A 17,715-nucleotide genomic window follows, 5' to 3' on the forward strand; every position below is an offset into this window, starting at 1 on the left:
GCGGCGATTCAAGCCACCGTGCCAACGTCTTTGCGGCCGTATCCATTGAGATGGCGTCTATCTCTATCCCGAACATCGTGCATTTGGTGGTCATTTAACAGGCCTCAGGTCGATAAGACGTGACGAAGCACTCCGACAGGGTTTATTTCCGTCGGAGAATTTGGATAACTAAGTAAATGAGAATCTTGTCGAATCTGCCTTGTATCGGCCCGATACACCCAAGATCGCGCGGTGAGATCCGCTGGCCCGCCTCTATAAAAGCAAGCGCGAGCAGCGCTTAAGCGCTATGCGGTGCCGGTTCTGCCATAGCGGTCCTCAAGCCGAACGATGTCGTCCTCGCCGAGATACGCTCCGGATTGAACTTCGATCAGCTCAAGTGGGATCTTTCCCGGATTGAACAGTCGGTGCGATACCCCAACGGGAATATAGGTAGACTGGTTTTCCGTCAACAAGTCCTCGCGGTCGCCGTTCGTAACCAACGCCGTGCCCTTGACCACGATCCAATGCTCGGCTCGATGATGGTGCAGTTGAAGACTCAATTGAGCACCGGGATTGACAACGATCCGTTTGACCTGGAAGCGCTCGCCCTGGTCGATGGATTCATACGAGCCCCAAGGGCGCGTCACGCGCCGATGGGTAACGGATTCGCGCCGTCCGGTTGCGTTGAGGCTGTCGACGATAGTCTTTACGTTTTTGGCCAGATCGCGATGGGCGACGAGCACAGCGTCTGCCGTTTCGACGATTACCAGGTCGCTGATGCCAATTGCCGCGACCATGCGATGTTCAGCGCGGATATAAGAATTCGATACGGAATCTTGCAATACGTCGCCTATAAGCGCATTGCGCTGCTCGTCTTGCGGCGCAATCTCATGCAGTGCGGACCACGATCCGATATCGCTCCAGCCGAGATTGTCCACAGAGATAACCGCCGCGCGATCGGTACGCTCGAGGACCGCATAGTCCACCGAGATGCTGGGACATTCGGTGAAGGCTTCTTTGCCGAGCCTGAAAAATTGCGGTTCAGGACGTGCATCTTTGTATGCCTGATCCGCGAGACGGGCAACGTCTGGCTCGTATCGTTTCAGTTCGTCCAGGTAGACGGCTGCGCCAAACAGGAAAATCCCGCTGTTCCACAAGTAGTCGCGACTGGCCAGCAACTCGGTAGCGAGCGCGGCGTCAGGTTTCTCGACGAAGGCGCTGACGTTGTATGCCTCGTGCTCCATGTCCGCCAACGACTCACCCTTGCGGATATAACCGAACCCGGTGTGCGGCGCAGTCGGCACTACTCCGAATGTGACCAGCCGTCCATCGCGCGCCAGAGCAATGCCGGTTTCGACGGCGTTGTGAAACGCGTCTACGTTTTGAATGACGTGATCGGACGGCAGTACCAGCAACAGTGCCTTGGGATCATGCTGGATAGCGAAATGTGCCGCGGCCGCAATCGCCGCCGCGGTGTTTCTCGAAACTGGCTCAAGAATGATCGCAGAGACGTCGAGAGCAATTTCCTTTAATTGATCGGCAAGCTGAAAGCGGTATTCGGCATTTGAAACCAGAACCGGTGGCTTGGTGTTGTCGAGGGCATTGACGCGTTTGAGCGTAGTCTGCAGCAGCGAGTGCTCGCCCGCCAGCGTAAGGAACTGTTTTGGTTGACCGCCACGAGACATCGGCCACAACCGCGTTCCACTGCCGCCACATAGAACAACTGGGAAAATGCTCATGTGCTTCTATCCTGTGTGCCTCGTTCGGAGTGACTCTACTGAGCAACCTATGTGTTGTGCGTCGACTGTCTTTATTCGACATACTTTTGGCAGATCCGGGTAACCCACTACAACCGCTTTGAAAACGGGCTTCGTGAGACATGTCGGACCTATTGCCGGCCGGCTACCGACGGATAGTCTCGATAGGCGAGAAGCATGAAGATGAAGATAGACAGACCGAGTGGTTCGATCATCAGCAAGCCGGCGAAAACGGCAAAAACAAGTGGCGCCATAGATCCGAAATCCCTACGCACCCGGAGCCAGAGAACCCAGCAATAGATCACGGTGACAGGTACGCCGTATTTGTAGATCATGCCGGTAATCGAGTTCGATATGCCGGCGTCGTTTTCCTTGATGTACCCATACTCGTCCAGTGCAAGTGCGTTGTAGGCGTCGAGATCGCCGCTTGGACGGCCGAGCAGCAAGCTGTCAGCTGCGGCGCGCGCCCCGAGTGTCATGTCGTTGATTCGCACGGTGATACTCGAGTCGCCTTGCAGCGAGCGGCCGAAGAGGGTCGAGAAGGCGTCGTCGATCGCGCCAGGGGCGGCCAATACAAGTGCCACCACAATGCCCAGCATAACGGCCGCGAGATTTGCGAGGCGCGGCTGGCGCTGATGCACGTAACAATAGGCAGCGAATGGCATCAAGACCGACAGGGCTCCCATGGATTGAGTGGAGAGAGCGGCCAGAAGAAATACCCAGTTGGGTCGTTTCTTGTACTTCAGACAGTTGTATGCGAAGGCCATCGTCAGCATGACGCCGTAAACACCGGCTTCCCAGAAGATGCCCTGATTGCGGTAGTGATTGAAGCGCTGCAGATCGGTCGAGCGGACATAGAGAAGACCGAAGACCGTGCTGTATTCGTCATCGATATGGCGTGCGATGCCGGGGGCCACGTACGCGAGCGGATAAAGTACCAGCGAGATGATCGCCATGTAATACATCACGTCAACGAAAAGCTCGCGGAAGTCGCGGCGTGTCCGCTTGAAATAGATGCAAGCGACGCCCGCGATTAGCGCTTTTAGAATGACGAAGAGTTCCTTGTCGTCGATCTGAAAGTCCTGCGCGTAGCTGGCAACGAAGATCGCGATAACCAGAATTCCGTAGCTTCCGCGGATTGCTCGCGGAAAGCGTACGGATACCAGGAAGCTGCAAAATAGAACGACCAGGATCGCGGCGATCATCGCGGAATTGCCAACTCGGACCACAACGATCCAACCGCCGCTGACAAGCAGGATTGCGGTCAGCAGTAACGAGGCGCGGATTTCGCGCCGGAAGAGGGCACTAAGCATGATTGATTTCGGTTGTGACACTAGCGGGACAGGCGTTGCGCGCAGAAGGACCGCCCTTTAACCATTGCCTATGATCCGGATGCCAGTGTCGAACCACGCGGGCAGGTGCGCCGACGGCGACGCAGAAATCGGGGATGTCGCTCGTGACGACGGCGTTAGCGCCGATCACACAGTTGCGGCCAATTCTGGCTCCGAGTATTACGACGTTCTCGCCAATCCACGAGCCATCCCCGATGCTGACCGGGCGGCGCTGAATCAGGTCTTGTGTCTTGACTGGTTTGTCGACGTTTTCATATCCGTGAATATAGTCGGCGACATAGGCCCGGTCGGCGATCAGTACGTCGCATCCGATTTCGATCGACTGGGTGACGATAATATGTGCGCTGTTGCCGATGTATACACGGTCGCGGATCTCAAGTCTGGGTTGCACGGAGAACGCGTGAATCGTCTCGATCCATGCGAAGTTGTTAATGAAGACGTCTGTGCCGATCGCGATGTTGTCCGATCCGTCGATCCGGATTGGCCTGAGAATGCGGGAACGTGCCCCGAACCGCGCGAAGAAAAATGGATACACGATGCTCTGAAGTGACGTCCGAAGACGATTCCGGATCTTGAAGAAGATGCCTATGTTCACGTGTCTATTCCGTTTGTGTGCGTTTGGCGTGGGGCTTCAGGAGGGTGGTGATCTCACGTCGGTAGAACGACAGCGACGGATAGACGCAGATACCCAGAACCTTCCACGCCACAAATCCCTCTACGAGTTTTTCGCCCGCCAGTGCGAGAGCGGTAGCGAGTGCCGCGCCGGTCCCGCCAAGCGTCGGTACGAGAATCGCGGCAAGGGCAATGCACGCCAGGGTCGCTATAACCATCGCATTACGGATGACTCTCTCCAGTCCGTGAACGACCAGTAAAGGACGTATCGAACCGCTTGCGACCACGGCGAGCTGTCCCGCGCTCAAAAATAGAAGGGGGCCGTAACCCGCCCCAAAGTCATTGCCGAATAGTCGCAACAGGTGGTGACCCGATATGACCAGGACGACGAAAAGACCCGACACCAGGATCAGCAGTGCAGCCGATACTCGTTGAACAATCCACTCGATATCGTGCTTGCTGGCGGTACCGCGCATCATCGAAAGTTTGGGCCCGACTAGCGCGTCGATGGGTGGGACCAGAAAGCCCGAAAGCGTCAGCGCAACGCGTTGTGCGACCGAATACCCGCCCACGTCGGAAGGAGAAGAGTGGATGCCCACCGCAAAAACCGCGATCCAGAGCAGCGCCATCTGGCAGGTGTTGCCGATTAGCAGCGGCAGTGCTGGCCGCAGCAAGCGGACATTCCATACCGGGCCGATCGGACTGGTGAGACCACCGGCACTGCGCATGAACCTGCTGAAGGGAATGTACGCAATAGCGAGGTTAACGGTCGATGCGCCGACGAAGATATATGCCGCCGTCACCGCGTTCGACGGCGGCATGCAGAATAGTGAAAGGAACGAGAGGAGCGGAACCCAAACGCTGAACACGGCAATGCTTCTTTCCGGCTTGCCGATGATCTGCAGAAACGGTACGTGCATCATCGCGATCGAAGTAGGTATTAACGCTACTGCGAACCACACCAATACAGAGGCAAGTTCCTGCTTATGAAAGACGTACAGCGCCAGGGGTTTCGATAGAAGAATGACCGTCAGCGTGAGGGCGAGACTCGCGACAGCGGCGAGGAGCATGGTTTGGCGGTACAAGCTTCGTAGCTGTGCCCACTGACGATCGCGAACCATCGGACCACCCTCGCGAATCACGATCTGTTCGAGACCGAGACGGCAGAATGTCGACAGCACCGACAGAAACCCCAGGCCAATCATGTAGAGACCCGTCTGCGACGCGCCGAGGTAACGGCCGAGAAAGATCACGAACGAAAAATTCGTCACTGCGCCCGAGAGTCTGAAGACGAAACTCGACGCAATACGTTTGACAATGCTCGGCGACGGCGGAAGTCCGGCTGCTGTCATAACTGTTTATCGAGTCTCGACGCGGAGCGACTCGATTACGCGCGCAGCGATACCGCGCGTATAGCCGAGATCGACGTCGGTAAAGTGGCCGGGGAAGAAGTACCGGTCGACCAGCGTGCCAAGCAACATGTTCGGCGCGGGATTGGACCGGTCGGTGGGGTGTTCGATCAGATGTCCGAGTTCGGCTGGCGTGCGTGCCGGCAGAATTCCGTTGAGATGATCGTAAAACGATTCGCCGAGCACGATGACCCTGTGGCCGGCCGCGAAAGCATCAAGTCCCGTTAACGAGTTGACCGTGACCGTTATACATGTCCGGGCAATATCCTCGGGAAGCGACCGACCGCTGAGTTCGATTCTCTCCAGGCGCTCCACCAGCGCATAAAATGCCGCGCTGTATTTGCGGCGGTACAGCGGATGTTCACGGACGACGACCTTCCAGTCCGGCGGGATACCCGACATGACGAACTCGATCAATCCAGCGTCGCTGAGCTGAAGTGGATTGTGATAGATGTTGTTCGCGTCCTCGGGCACCTGCATTGCGAGCAGGAGCGTCTTTCGCCGGTCGGACACGGTGTCCGATTGGCGCACCAATGCCTTGTAACGCGCAGACGGGCACTTCTCCAGGCGATACGGTCGGAGATCGGGAGGCAGCAACCCGGTAAGCCGCGATTGTGCGACGACAAGCTTGTCGACCATCGAGTACAGACGATTGTTCCATCTCGGACGCTGACCAGGTACGACCAGCTCAGGACCCGTCGCAGGAAGATCGGCAAGAGCCGTACGGAACGAACAATTCGCGTTGACTCCCTCGCGATCCAGAAGCGTGGTGCGATACGGTCCCTGCTCGAAAAACCACGTGGTCGCGCGCGAATCGGCCAGGGTGCGCATCAACACCTCGGCGGGCAAACGTGTGTCGCCACTCAGGATTGCTACGTCCGGATCGAACTGCTCGATCACCGATCGGCTCACGTCGAGCATTTTGCGTGCGTGGCGGTCAAGCGCGTCCCGTTGCGGATCTGTCATACCCGGATCGGACAAGTGGAAGCGGATCAGAGCCGAAATGACGTCAGGGTCGGTCGAACGGTCCTTCGCCCTCTTCAGAAATGCCCTCCACGACAGCGCCTTGGTCGCCCGCCCATGCAACCGGAAGTACGCCCACGCACTTGGGAAAACGGCCAGATGGAGAAATTCGACGTTGGGATCCAACTGCTTCCATGCATCCTCTATCGCGCAGAAGAAGCGCGCCATTGGATGGTAGTAAACCAGCGTGACAACTTTAGTTTTCATAGTGTGTGAGCGAGCCAGGCGCCGGCCGGATACGATGTCGAACGTAGTTATGCGACAGCCCGTTTCATCAGAAGCGCGTCGCGTAATGCGCGAAGTTCGATCTTGTGACGTGCCGCCGCATGAAAAACGGTCAACACGATTGCCGACGCGGCGACAGCGAGATTGCGTGTTTTCAATCCGCAGTAAAGCCAGTTGCGCGTCAAGTAATAACGTGAAAAATCTGAGCGGCTGCCGCCCGTTGAAGAGCTGATCTTGTGCTGAAGATGAATGGTCGGCGTGTAATACATCTTGATTCCGGCCCTTTTCAGTTCGAGGCAGAAGATCGTGTCGTCGTAGTAGACGAAGAGCTCCTCCCACATCCGGATCCCCGATTCCTTTAACAGACGCGACCTGACGATGAGCGAGCAAGTTGGCGCGTAGTCAACCGGATACAAAAGATTTTTGGTCAGTCGATCGGGTTTGTTATGGCCGAAATGACGGCAGCCGCCTTTGAGGTAGCTCAGTTTGCCACCGGCGTACCACGGCTTGCCGGGCGTGTCATAGTAAAAGCTCTTTGGCGCGAGCGCATCGACGTGTGGATTGGCATTCAGAATATCCACTTGCTGCTGGAGGAAATCGGCGTTGACTTCAATGTCGTTATTCAGGAAGAGGATATGCGTGAAGCTCTCATCCGGAAGAAAGAAGTCCAGTCCCTGGTTGTTCGCCGTGGCCACACCCAGGTTCGATTTGTTGCGAATGAATGTGAACGGAACCTTCAGATCTGCGCGAATTGCCGCTTCGCACGCACGGTTGTCGACGTCGTTCTCGATACAGAGGACATGAAAATCCGTGAATCGTTGAGCGTTCATGCTCGCAATAAACCCTGCGATCACCGGGGCCGATTTGAAAAGCACGGTCACAATGCCAATTTTCATCACGAATTTCCTTGAAGAGTGAGGGCGCTTAGTTCAACAGCCCGCGACTGCGCATCTCGGCGACCGACTGGTCGTAGCCTGCGTCAGAGATGGTTTGTTCCTCGACCCACTTGCAGAAATGCATCGCGCCTTCTGCAAACGACACCTTCGGCTCGAAGTCGAGCTCCTTGCGAATCTTTTTCAAATCCGCGTAGTTATGGCGAATGTCGCCGAGACGGAAATTGCCCGTGATGTTGAGCGCGCCGGTGGCGCCGTAGAAGCGCTTCAGCGTTTGCGCGACCTGAAGCACGCTCGTTGCTTTACCGGATCCGACGTTGTAGGCGACACCGGCTTTATTCGTTGCATCGAGCGCGAGCACAATGGATTCGGCGATATCGTCGATATAGACGAAGTCGCGGCTCTCGAGGCCGTCTTCGAAAATGTTGACGTCTTTGCCCTGAAGCAGCAGCGTGGAGAAGATGGAGAGAATGCCGGTGTACGGGTTACGCAGCGACTGGCCCGGTCCGTACACGTTCTGAAAACGGAGTGCGATCGTGCCGATATCGAGCGTCTCGCAGACAGTGAGAACCAGTTGTTCCTGAAACAGTTTCGTGATGCCGTAGACAGAGCTGGGATGGGTCTTGGAGGTCTCGTCGGTTGCGACCAGTTCGAGACGTTCGCCGGTTTCCGGGCAAAGGCAATCATACAGTCCGAGACGCATGTCAGAGGCTTTCCGCGTGCCCGGATATACGTAGCCCGCGTGGCCGCGGTATTTGCCTTCGCCATAGATCGAACGGGACGACGCCACGATGAGCCGGCGGACGGTGCCATGCCCAGCGTCGCGCGCTTCGGCGAGTAAATCGAGCATTAGCGACGTGCCGCGGACGTTGGTCTCGACATAGTGGTCGATCTGGTACATGGATTGACCGGTCCCCGTTTCCGCAGCCAGGTGAATGACGGCTTCCTGACCCTCCAGTGCGGCTTGCCAGTCTTCACGGCGACGCACGTCGCCTTTGATGAAGCGCACGGATTCAGGCAACGACTTGAACAGCGGGGATTCATCCGGATTAGTCCCGTGAATCTGCGGAGAAAGGTTGTCCAGTACCGTAACAGTGTCGCCGAGGCGGTTAAGCGTACGCGCGAGTGCACTGCCGATAAAGCCGGCACCGCCGGTGATCAGGATATTCATGCGAGCTCGAAGATTGAGATAAAGGTCAAAAAAAGGGCTGCTTTTACTGTGAATCGCAGCGCTGAACCGGGGACGCGAGACACGGATTTGGCGACTGGCAAATCCCGAATGCGTGCAGGTCGAAAGTAACGCGTGCCGTCAATACGCTTGGGCGCCGCTGAAACCATGGATAAAGGTTTTCAGCACGATCTTGAGATCGAGACCGAACGTCCAGTTCTCGATGTAATAGAGATCGAACGCGATCCGTCCTTGCATCTTTTCGATCTTGTCGGTTTCGCCGCGATAGCCGTTGATTTGCGCCCAGCCCGTAATGCCGGGTTTGATCCTGTAGCGAAACATGTAGCCGTTCACGAGGTCTTTGTAGAGTTCGTCGTGCTGCAACGCATGCGGGCGCGGACCGACTACGGACATGTCGCCTTTGAGGACATTGATGAACTGCGGCAACTCGTCGAGACTGGTCTTGCGTAGCAGCGCACCTATCGGCGTCACACGAGGATCGCGCCGTTTGGCCTGAGTCAACTGGCCGGCATCTTCGGAATGGACCACCATCGTCCGGAACTTGTAGATCTGGAATTCGTTGCCGTTCGCGCCCTTGCGCCATTGGCGGAAGAAAACCGGACCGGGCGAGGACAGCTTCACGAGAATTCCGATGATGAGCATCAGCGGCAACAAACAGAGCAGCGCAAGAGCCGCGAATGTGCGGTCGAAAATCTGTTTCGGTACAAAACGTGGATCTGCTGACGGCGACGCCAATAGATTGATTGCGGATAGCCCCACGACCTCGGAGACCGAGTGGTTGAAAAGGGAAATGTCACGCACGTTCGGAATGAAGCGGACGTTCACGAAGTCATGCCGAAATGCGTTCAGTACGGCGTGTACGCGCGCTTCTTCCCGCAGCGGCAGAACGAGCCAGATTTCCTTGATGCTTCGGGTGCGCACCGCATCGGCAAGTCCGTCGAGAGAAGGGATCACCGGAAGTCCGCCGGCGTACGTGGAGGCCTGCGGATCCTCGTCGAAGACACATTCCGGAGAGAAACCCGACTGGGCGTTCTTACGCAAGCGATCGATCAACGTAAGGCTGAGCGGATTCGCGCCGACGATGGCGACCGGTTGGACATTGATGCCGCGTCGCCATAGCTGTTTCGACAAGTGATATTGCGCGAGCCGCAAGGTGACGAGCAGCGCAAGCGACGTGACGAGCCACGTCCCGCACCAGAGCCGCGACAGGGTGTGTGCCTGATGTGTCGTGAAGACCAGTACGAGTCCCAGGACGAAGACGGCCACCCAGCCGATCGTAACGAGCGTCACCATCTCCAGCGGATTCCGTCCTCGCCAGGATTGATAGATACCCAACGTGGGGAATAGCAGTGCGGTCATCGCCGTATTGAAGGCGACGAGAAGCAGCGTGGAGTTACTCCACGCAGTGAAGTCTTCGAAACGGAATACATACGCAATCTCGGCGCCCGCCAATACGAGACACGCATCAAGCAACGCGAAGAGAAATTCAGGTGCGCGAGTACCGGGATGAAACTCAAGCGGTTTGACTGATTGCATTTTCATTCCCCTAGCGATTTGTTTGCAGACGCTAACCGGTTTTGCGTCGCATCATAACCACGAGGTTGGCGACGAAAATTCCGATGACGGAAAACGGCAATGAATCGTCCGAATCGACTCAACGTGCTCATGCATGGCGTTTTGACATCGGCCGGAAGCCGCGTGGCGCCTTGATGTGCGATTCAGTCATATTGGGTAAAAAGTCCGGAGACCCAGCCTCGAAGTCGCCCGGCGCCGCCCGGGACTTTCCGTATTTCGCCAAATGCATGCCGTTTTCGGTCAACGCGATTCGCCGCGTCGCAGCATCGGTAATATCCGATCCCGGTAAGACAAGCCGTCAAGAAAGCGACGGCAGACTGTGCGATGCGGTCTAACAGCCGTAAAGCGCGACTGACATTCAAGGGCCCTCGAATAGTCCACGGGTCTTCGCTTTTGCAGTCGGTCATTTCGAAGTCTGCAGATCCATACTGCCCTAGCACACTGCCAATGAGAAATCGCTTTGCATTACTTATTCAACGCTTGTCCTTGTGTTCGGTGCTTGCACTTGGCGCTTGCGCATTTGCGCCAGGGATGAGTTTCGATCCCCATAAGCCGATCGATCCCGAGGATCCTTCTTCAGTGCCGGTTATCACGCCGATTACGTTCAAGCTGATCGAGCAGGAGTCGTCAACTCGCAAGGCGGCCATTGCGGCAGACACCAGCTATGCATCGTTGATCGCACCACCCGCGCCCTATCGGATCGGAGCGCAGGACGTACTGTCCATCATCGTTTGGGACCACCCTGAACTGGTAATGCCTAACCTCAGTTACGCGATCGGCACGGACTCGGGCGCTTCTCCGGCTACGGTGGGTATGACGGCGCAGAGTCTGCCTGGTTTTGTCGTCAGTAAGGACGGATACGTCCAGTTTCCCTATGTCAGGAAGATCAAGGCCAGTGGGCTGACTGAACTGCAATTGCAGCAACAATTGATCGATCACCTGAAGCAGAACCTCAACGATCCGCAGGTGACGGTGCGCGTCATTGGATACCGCAGTCAGAAAGCCTATATCGACGGCGAAGTGCGCCAGCCGGGCGTCAAGCAAATCACCGATGTCCCGATGACGCTGGCCGAGATGCTGAATCAGGCAAACGGCGTCGCGGCAACCGGCGACCTGAGCAGAATCGAACTGACCCGCGGCGGCATCACGTATCGGATCAATCTTCCTGAAATGCTGAAGCGTGGGCTCAATCCGAAGGACATTGCGATCCGTGACCAGGACGCGATCCGGGTCCCACCTTTAATCGAACATCGGGTCGTGGTCTCGGGCGAAGTCGTGAAGCCGGGGCCTGTCGTCTTCAAGACGAATGGTCACCTGACGCTAAGCGATGCACTGGGCGACGCGGGCGGTGTCAGCCAGTTGACCGGCGATGCGGGTGAAATCTACGTGGTGCGTGCGAAATCGGACGATGGGCTTCCGAAGATATTCCATCTCGACAGCAAGTCGCCGACCGGAATGGTGCTTGCCGCCGGGTTTGAAATGAAGCCGGATGACGTCGTGTATGTGGACGCGCCAGGCGTAATCAGGTGGTACCGCGTCGTGACACCTCTGGTGGGCAGTGCGACCGGTGCGTACTACCTGCAACGAACCGCATCGGGTAACTGACCATGGTCCAATCGGTTCTCGTGGTCTGTATTGGCAACATCTGCCGAAGTCCAATGGCGGTCGGCCTTTTGCGTGCACGGCTGCGCCATGTTCGGGTCGAGTCCGCGGGACTGGGCGCGCTCATCGGCCACCCTGCCGACCGGATTGCGCGTGAGTTGATGCGCGAGCGCGACATTGTGATCGACGATCACCGCGCCCGGCCGCTCTCGGCGTCTCTGTGTGCGCAGTCGGATGCGATCTTCGTGATGGACGCAAAACAGAAGCAGAGCGTGGTCGATCGTTATCCGACCACGCGTGGAAAGGTATTTCGGCTGGGCGAATTCATTGATCAGGATATTTTCGACCCTTACGGAGGCGAGCGTTCAGATTTTCAAGCGTGCCTCACCTTGATTGACCGCGCGATCGAAGACTGGGTCGAGCGACTCAAAATTGTGGCTTAACCGAGCGGGCGTTTTTCCGCTCGCTACCTTGGCACCTATTTGATGACGCAAACTAAATTGCCTCCCACGGGGGCACCCGATAGCGAAGAGGAACTGGACTTCGTCACGATCCTCGACGTGCTGATAGAAAGCCGTTGGCTGATCGGCATTGTCGTCGCCTTCTTCGTCGTGGCCGGCACGCTCTACGCGTTTCTGAGCAATCCGGTCTATGAAGCCGATCTGCTCATACAGGTCGAAGACAGCCCGGAAAGCTCGGCGGAAAAAGGCCTGCTGGGCGATGTTTCATCGTTGTTCGACGTGAAGTCGACGGCGGCTGCGGAAAGTCAGGTTCTGGCATCACGCCTTGTCGTTACGCGTGCGGTCGACAATCTCAAACTGTTTATCGACGCACAGCCGCGCTACTTTCCATTGATCGGGAACTGGATAGCCCGCCGCAATCAGGAGCTTTCCACGCCAGGCCTATTCGGCATGGGCGGCTATGCATGGGGAAATGAGCGTATCGACGTGACGCAGTTCGACGTACCGACATCGCTCGAGGACGACAAATTCCGCTTGACGGTCATTGACGCGACGCACTACCGGTTGACCGGCGACGATCTCCCCGAACCGTTTGTCGGTCAGGTTGGACGGGTCGAGTCAGTGCCGTCGTGCTGCGGAAAGATCCTTCTCTGGGTGAAATCCATTCGAGGCAAGCCGGATACGCAGTTTGTCCTTAGACGCCATTCGAGAATGAAAAGTATCACCGACTTGCAAAACAACCTCGACGTTCAAGAGAAGGTGAAGCAATCGGGCGTATTGATCGCGAGTCTGCTTGATACCGACCCGGTGCGCGTAGCGGCGGAGTTGAACGCGGTGGGCGATCAGTACATCCGGCAGAACGTCGAACGAAAGTCTGCTGAAGCGGCGCAGTCTCTGGAGTTTCTGAACTCGCAATTGCCGGTGATCAAGCGGCGTCTCGACGAAGCCCAGCAACGCTATACGGCGGCACGCAACAAACTCGGCAGCGTGGACCTGACTGAGGAAGCGAAGGTGGTATTGCAGCAGTCCGTCGATGCGAAGACCAAGCTGCTCGAACTCGAGGAACAACGCCAAGGGCTCGCGGCGCGATTCAATGGACACCATCCGGCGATCCGCACGATCGACTCGCAGATTGCGACGTTGCGTCAATACAGCGATGCGGCAACCTCCAGAATCAAGCAACTGCCCGACGTGCAGCAGCAGATTGTTCAGTTGCAACTCGACGTTCAGGTCAATACCGATCTCTACACGTCGTTGCTGAACAACTTTCAGCAATTGCAGCTCGTCAAGGCGGGCAAGACGGGGAATGTGCGGCTTGTCGACACGGCAGCGATTCCTGAGAAGCCGGTCAAGCCGAAAAAGTTGATCGTCCTTGCGGGATCGCTGGTCGTCGGCCTGTTTGCGGGCGCGGTGCTTGCCTTTGTGCGCAACATGCTGTTCCGCGGCATCAGCGATCCGACCGAGTTGGAGCGCCGCACGGGGCTTCATGTGTACGCGACGATCCCGTTGAGTAAGCGTCAACAGGAGTTAACCAAGACGTCGAGCGCAAAGAAAGCGGGTACACACGTTCTCGCCGCCGATTCGCCCAGCGATCCGGCTATCGAGAGCTTACGTAGTCTGAGAACTGCGTTGCAGTTTGCCATGGTCAACGCGCGAAACAACGTCGTACTGTTGACAGGGTCGGCGCCAGCCGTCGGTAAGTCGTTCGTGTCGGTGAATTTTGCGGCGGTGCTGGCGGCGGGAGGCAAGAGAGTGCTGCTGATCGACGGTGACTTGCGCAAAGGGCATTTGCATCAGTCGTTCGGATTTGAACGCGGTGGCGGATTTTCAGAGCTGGTGTCGGGGCTCTCGACATTCGAGCAGGTCGTGCGGCGCGATCTGATTCCGGGACTGGACTTTGTTTCGACTGGAACACTGCCGCGAAATCCCGCAGAGTTGTTGCTAGGTGACCGGGTGACGCCTTGTATCCAGGACCTGTCGAAGATGTACGACATCGTGCTGATTGACACGGCGCCTGCACTCGCAGCCGCCGACGCCGGAATTCTCGCGCCGAACGCCGGCACTGTGTTCCTGGTCGCGCGGGCGGCGGTGACGAAAGCGGGTGAGATTGGGGAGTCGGTCAAGCGGCTCGCCCAAAACGGGGTTGAGGCAAACGGCGTACTCTTTAACGGGCTGAATCTGTCGCACGCGCGGTATGGCTACGGCTCCAAATATGGCTCATATCGCTATGCAGCCTATGAATACGGTGGCGAGACGCGTAGCTAACGTCAACGCGTGCAGTGCATGAGACCCAAAGACTGAAGATCGCTGCGCTCGGATATCTCTGAGCAGGGCGATTCAGGTCAACCGTTCTAACTCTTTCTGGCGTGGACGTGTGCGATGAAGATAAACGATCGTGCGGTAGAAATCACAGGTGCGGTAACGGTCTCGAACCGTCTGCCGTTCGTATTGTTCGGCGGCATCAACGTTCTCGAAGACCTCGACTCGACGCTGTATGCGTGCCGCCACTATGTCGAGACGACGGCGAAGTTGAACATTCCATTCGTCTTCAAGGCTTCGTTCGACAAGGCGAATCGTTCGTCGATCCATTCTTACCGTGGGGTCGGAATGGATGAAGGTTTGAGTATCTTTGCGGCTGTCAAACGTGAGTTCGGCGTGCCGGTCATTACCGATGTCCACGAAGTCGAGCAGGCCGCGCGTGTCGCGGAGATCGTCGACGTGCTCCAGGTGCCGGCATTTCTCGCGCGGCAGACGGACCTCGTCGTAGCTATTGCGAAAACGGGCCGTGTGATCAACATCAAGAAGCCGCAATTCATGAGCCCGACGCAGGTCGCTCACATTGTCGGCAAGTGCCGTGAAGTCGGTAACGACAACGTCATTCTGTGCGAGCGGGGCAGTTCGTTCGGCTACGACAATCTGGTGGTCGATATGCTTGGCTTCCGGCAGATGATCGAAGCGTCGGATGGCGCGCCGGCGATCTTTGACGTGACGCATAGCCTGCAATATCGCGATCCGGGGGGCGCCGCTTCAGGTGGCCGGCGCCGCCAGGTCGTCGAACTCGCACGTGCCGGTCTGGCAGTTGGTCTGGGCGGTCTCTTTCTGGAAGCACATCCCGATCCCGATCACGCGCGCTGTGATGGTCCGAGCGCGCTTCCGCTTGCCGTGCTCGAACCGTTTCTCCAGCAAATGAAGGACCTTGACGATCTGGTCAAGAGCTTCCCGGCGCTGGATATTCAATGAGCGGGCCACGAGAGTATCGGGGAAAAATCCGCCTTGTTCTATTCGATGTGGACGGCGTGCTGACGGACGGCTCGTTGCATTTCAATGGCGAAGGTGAACACCTCAAGTCTTTCAGCGTACGCGACGGCGTGGCGATCGGACTGCTGCGGGAATACGGAATTGCGACGGGCGTATTGTCCGGTCGATCGAGTGCGCCGCTTACACGCCGGGCGAAAGAACTCGGTTTCGACCTGGTGGTGACCGGCAGCCACGACAAGTTGTCCGCGTACGAGGCGATCAAGCTGGAGCGGGGCTTGCAGGACGAGGAGATCGTCTACGTCGGCGACGACGTGATTGATTTGCCGGTGATGTTGCGCGCCGGCCGCGCGTTCGCCCCCGGCGATGCACACGTGCTTGTATTGCGGCACGCGGATCATGTCACGCGCGCACGTGGCGGCCACGGCGTCGCTCGTGAAGTCGCAGAGAACGTGTTGTTGGCCGACGGGATGACGCTCGACGAGATGTATCAATCGTTTTTGACTGGGGAGGTGCGCAGTGCGATCGTCCAGTAGCCTTGCTTCGATCCACGTGGTGATTCCAGCTCGCTTTGGGTCGACTCGGCTGCCCGGCAAGCCACTGATCGATCTGGCGGGCGAACCGATGATCGTGCGTGTGTATGGAGCCGTTCGAGCGGCATTGCCCGAGACGGTGGGTATCGTGGTGGCCACAGACGACGAGCGGATTGTCGACAGTCTGGAGGCATACCGGATTCCGGTCCGGATGACCGACCCCGAACATCAGTCCGGAACTGATCGGTGCGCGCAAGTTGCGCGTGAATTGAACTGGAATCCAGACGATCTCGTCGTCAATGTGCAGGGCGATGAACCGCTCGTTCCACAGCCGTTGCTTGCGTCGTTCGTGCGATTCTGCGCGAATGCGCAGGCTCTCGACATGGCGACTGTCGCGGTCCCTTTGACCCAAGTGTCCCATTTGACTGATCCAAACGTCGTCAAACTCGTGGTCGGCGCGCAAGGGCAGGCAATCGTGTTTTCACGTTCGGCGGTTCCGTTTTGCCGCGATCTTCCGCAGGACGACTGGCCGTTGGCCGCGTACTTGCGTCATATCGGTATCTACGCCTATCGGTGCTCCGCGCTCTACCGATTGACGGAGACACCTTCATGCGAACTCGAAGAACTCGAGAAGCTGGAACAGATGCGTGCGATCTGGCTGGGTATGGCCATCCGCGTATTCGAATGGCCTGAAGCTCCGCCGCCGGGTGTCGATACGAACGAGGATGTGGCGCGAGTAAGGGAAATACTGTTTGTGAACGCTTCGGGGAGATCATGACGGCTCACGATTACATCTCGTCGGCGAAACGGGTTTTCGCTTTGGAGTCCAGTGCCGTTGCCGCGCTCGCGTCGGCCTTGGACGACGACTATACGCAGGCGATAGCGCGTATTCTCGAAACGCGCGGCCGTGTGATCGTGTGCGGCATGGGTAAGTCTGGAATCATCGGCAAGAAGATCGCGGCAACTTTCGCGAGCACCGGCACGCCGGCGTTTTTCATGCATCCCGGCGAGGCGTACCACGGTGATCTCGGAATGGTCACCAGTGACGACGTGTTTCTCGCCATTTCAAATTCGGGTGAAACTCACGAGGTTGTGCAGCTGCTCCCATTTCTGCGAAACAATCACAACTTCGTGATCGCAATGACGGGCAATCGTGAGTCGACGCTTGCGCGCGCGGGGCATTGCCATCTGGATATCGGTGTCGAGAAAGAAGCCTGTCCGCTTCAACTGGCGCCGACCGCTTCGACGACTGCGACGCTGGCAATGGGCGATGCGCTCGCCGTGACGTTAATGGAGGCGCGCGATTTCAAGCCGGAGGGATTCGCGCGTTTTCATCCTGGAGGATCGCTTGGGCGGCGCTTGCTGAGCACCGTGGGTGACGAGATGGTGCGCGACAAGCTTCCGTTCGTCGGACCCGATGCGAAGGTCATGGAGATCGTCAGCGAGATGACGCGCGGCAGTCTTGGGATTGCAATCGTTCGCGACGAAACGGGTTGGGGCCTGATTACCGACGGTGACGTTCGCCGCTTGATCGAGCTCCACGGACCTCATGCATTCGAAAAATGCGCGCGAGACTTCATGTCGAGAGGGCCCACGATGGTGTCACCCGCCACGCGCGTGCAGGACGCGTTGGCATTGCTCGACGAACGGCGGATTACTTCGTTACTGGTATTGGAACAACAGCACATTGTCGGTGTCTTTAAGAAGTAAAGGTGCATGCTTGGTGCGTTTCGCACAGTGGCTAGCGTCATTTCAGACAAATCCATGGCACCGGTAGCCAGCGATCGTTGTCGACAGCACGCTGTGAGTAATATCGGCGGTGAGAATAGGTGACACGCCAGCGCTGGCCG

16 protein-coding genes are annotated in these 17,715 nt (G+C 57.4%); 8 read left to right on the forward strand and 8 right to left on the reverse strand.

Features of this window, described 5'->3' with window-relative positions:
- Window positions 1–284: 284 nt before the first annotated feature.
- The 8 genes from B0G73_RS20580 to B0G73_RS20615 form a co-directional block, all read right to left on the reverse strand.
- Window positions 285–1,718, reverse strand: coding sequence for a mannose-1-phosphate guanylyltransferase/mannose-6-phosphate isomerase (locus tag B0G73_RS20580; protein ID WP_106283122.1), 1,434 nt, complete (start codon window positions 1,716–1,718; stop codon window positions 285–287).
- Between the two features lie 149 nt (window positions 1,719–1,867).
- Window positions 1,868–3,049 (reverse strand): hypothetical protein, encoded by a 1,182-nt coding sequence (locus tag B0G73_RS20585; protein WP_106283123.1) that lies wholly within the window; start codon window positions 3,047–3,049, stop codon window positions 1,868–1,870.
- Complete coding sequence (locus tag B0G73_RS20590) at window positions 3,042–3,683, reverse strand: DapH/DapD/GlmU-related protein (RefSeq protein WP_106283124.1); 642 nt, start codon at window positions 3,681–3,683, stop codon at window positions 3,042–3,044. Before B0G73_RS20590 ends, B0G73_RS20585 begins: the two co-directional genes overlap by 8 nt.
- A 4-nt stretch (window positions 3,684–3,687) precedes the next feature.
- Window positions 3,688–5,052: a lipopolysaccharide biosynthesis protein gene (locus B0G73_RS20595; protein ID WP_106283125.1), complete on the reverse strand. Its 1,365-nt coding sequence runs from the start codon at window positions 5,050–5,052 to the stop codon at window positions 3,688–3,690.
- A gap of 6 nt (window positions 5,053–5,058) precedes the next feature.
- Complete coding sequence (locus B0G73_RS20600; RefSeq protein ID WP_106283126.1) at window positions 5,059–6,339, reverse strand: capsular biosynthesis protein; 1,281 nt, start codon at window positions 6,337–6,339, stop codon at window positions 5,059–5,061.
- A gap of 47 nt (window positions 6,340–6,386) precedes the next feature.
- Window positions 6,387–7,253, reverse strand: coding sequence for a glycosyltransferase family 2 protein (locus B0G73_RS20605; protein WP_106283127.1), 867 nt, complete (start codon window positions 7,251–7,253; stop codon window positions 6,387–6,389).
- Between the two features lie 28 nt (window positions 7,254–7,281).
- Window positions 7,282–8,421: an NAD-dependent epimerase/dehydratase family protein gene (locus B0G73_RS20610; RefSeq protein WP_106283128.1), complete on the reverse strand. Its 1,140-nt coding sequence runs from the start codon at window positions 8,419–8,421 to the stop codon at window positions 7,282–7,284.
- A gap of 138 nt (window positions 8,422–8,559) precedes the next feature.
- Window positions 8,560–9,975 (reverse strand): undecaprenyl-phosphate glucose phosphotransferase, encoded by a 1,416-nt coding sequence (locus B0G73_RS20615; RefSeq protein ID WP_106283239.1) that lies wholly within the window; start codon window positions 9,973–9,975, stop codon window positions 8,560–8,562.
- An 83-nt stretch (window positions 9,976–10,058) separates the two neighbouring features.
- Here B0G73_RS20615 and B0G73_RS20620 point away from each other — a divergent pair, with 83 nt between their 5' ends.
- The 8 genes from B0G73_RS20620 to B0G73_RS20655 all read left to right on the forward strand — a co-directional run bounded on the left by B0G73_RS20620 (window position 10,059) and on the right by B0G73_RS20655 (window position 17,575).
- Window positions 10,059–10,349, forward strand: a complete 291-nt coding sequence (locus B0G73_RS20620) for a hypothetical protein (protein WP_106283129.1) — start codon at window positions 10,059–10,061, stop codon at window positions 10,347–10,349.
- A 196-nt stretch (window positions 10,350–10,545) separates the two neighbouring features.
- Entirely contained in the window at window positions 10,546–11,619 is a 1,074-nt protein-coding gene (locus B0G73_RS20625; RefSeq protein WP_258193391.1) for a polysaccharide biosynthesis/export family protein, read from the forward strand.
- Window positions 11,620–11,621: 2 nt separating this feature from the next.
- The gene (locus B0G73_RS20630) at window positions 11,622–12,059 is read left to right on the forward strand and encodes a low molecular weight protein-tyrosine-phosphatase (RefSeq protein WP_106283131.1); all 438 of its coding nucleotides are present in this window, start codon (window positions 11,622–11,624) and stop codon (window positions 12,057–12,059) included.
- A 42-nt stretch (window positions 12,060–12,101) separates the two neighbouring features.
- Complete coding sequence (locus B0G73_RS20635; protein WP_106283132.1) at window positions 12,102–14,342, forward strand: polysaccharide biosynthesis tyrosine autokinase; 2,241 nt, start codon at window positions 12,102–12,104, stop codon at window positions 14,340–14,342.
- A gap of 114 nt (window positions 14,343–14,456) precedes the next feature.
- On the forward strand, window positions 14,457–15,317 hold the full coding sequence (gene kdsA / locus B0G73_RS20640; protein ID WP_106283133.1) for a 3-deoxy-8-phosphooctulonate synthase: 861 nt from the start codon (window positions 14,457–14,459) through the stop codon (window positions 15,315–15,317).
- Window positions 15,314–15,868, forward strand: a complete 555-nt coding sequence (locus tag B0G73_RS20645) for an HAD family hydrolase (RefSeq protein WP_106283134.1) — start codon at window positions 15,314–15,316, stop codon at window positions 15,866–15,868. Before kdsA ends, B0G73_RS20645 begins: the two co-directional genes overlap by 4 nt.
- Window positions 15,852–16,643 carry a 3-deoxy-manno-octulosonate cytidylyltransferase gene (gene kdsB / locus B0G73_RS20650; RefSeq protein ID WP_106283135.1) on the forward strand — a complete coding sequence of 264 codons (792 nt, stop codon included), beginning with the start codon at window positions 15,852–15,854 and terminating at the stop codon, window positions 16,641–16,643. Before B0G73_RS20645 ends, kdsB begins: the two co-directional genes overlap by 17 nt.
- Entirely contained in the window at window positions 16,640–17,575 is a 936-nt protein-coding gene (locus B0G73_RS20655; RefSeq protein WP_106283136.1) for an SIS domain-containing protein, read from the forward strand. The genes kdsB and B0G73_RS20655 overlap by 4 nt, the downstream gene beginning before the upstream one ends.
- The last annotated feature ends 140 nt before the right edge of the window (window positions 17,576–17,715 follow it).

Origin of the sequence: Paraburkholderia sp. BL25I1N1, from assembly GCF_003002025.1 — a bacterium.
Classification (GTDB): domain Bacteria; phylum Pseudomonadota; class Gammaproteobacteria; order Burkholderiales; family Burkholderiaceae; genus Paraburkholderia.

Coding starts and splice junctions, on each gene's coding strand:
- B0G73_RS20645 (WP_106283134.1), top strand. CDS start 15,314: ATGAGCGGGCCACGAGAGTATCGGGGAAAAATCCGCCTTGTTCTATTC.
- kdsA (WP_106283133.1), top strand. CDS start 14,457: ATGAAGATAAACGATCGTGCGGTAGAAATCACAGGTGCGGTAACGGTC.
- B0G73_RS20635 (WP_106283132.1), top strand. CDS start 12,102: ATGACGCAAACTAAATTGCCTCCCACGGGGGCACCCGATAGCGAAGAG.
- B0G73_RS20615 (WP_106283239.1), bottom strand. CDS start 9,975: ATGCAATCAGTCAAACCGCTTGAGTTTCATCCCGGTACTCGCGCACCT.
- B0G73_RS20585 (WP_106283123.1), bottom strand. CDS start 3,049: ATGCTTAGTGCCCTCTTCCGGCGCGAAATCCGCGCCTCGTTACTGCTG.
- B0G73_RS20580 (WP_106283122.1), bottom strand. CDS start 1,718: ATGAGCATTTTCCCAGTTGTTCTATGTGGCGGCAGTGGAACGCGGTTG.
- B0G73_RS20605 (WP_106283127.1), bottom strand. CDS start 7,253: ATGAAAATTGGCATTGTGACCGTGCTTTTCAAATCGGCCCCGGTGATC.
- B0G73_RS20600 (WP_106283126.1), bottom strand. CDS start 6,339: ATGAAAACTAAAGTTGTCACGCTGGTTTACTACCATCCAATGGCGCGC.
- B0G73_RS20620 (WP_106283129.1), top strand. CDS start 10,059: ATGACGGAAAACGGCAATGAATCGTCCGAATCGACTCAACGTGCTCAT.
- B0G73_RS20630 (WP_106283131.1), top strand. CDS start 11,622: ATGGTCCAATCGGTTCTCGTGGTCTGTATTGGCAACATCTGCCGAAGT.
- B0G73_RS20595 (WP_106283125.1), bottom strand. CDS start 5,052: ATGACAGCAGCCGGACTTCCGCCGTCGCCGAGCATTGTCAAACGTATT.
- B0G73_RS20610 (WP_106283128.1), bottom strand. CDS start 8,421: ATGAATATCCTGATCACCGGCGGTGCCGGCTTTATCGGCAGTGCACTC.
- B0G73_RS20655 (WP_106283136.1), top strand. CDS start 16,640: ATGACGGCTCACGATTACATCTCGTCGGCGAAACGGGTTTTCGCTTTG.
- B0G73_RS20625 (WP_258193391.1), top strand. CDS start 10,546: ATGAGTTTCGATCCCCATAAGCCGATCGATCCCGAGGATCCTTCTTCA.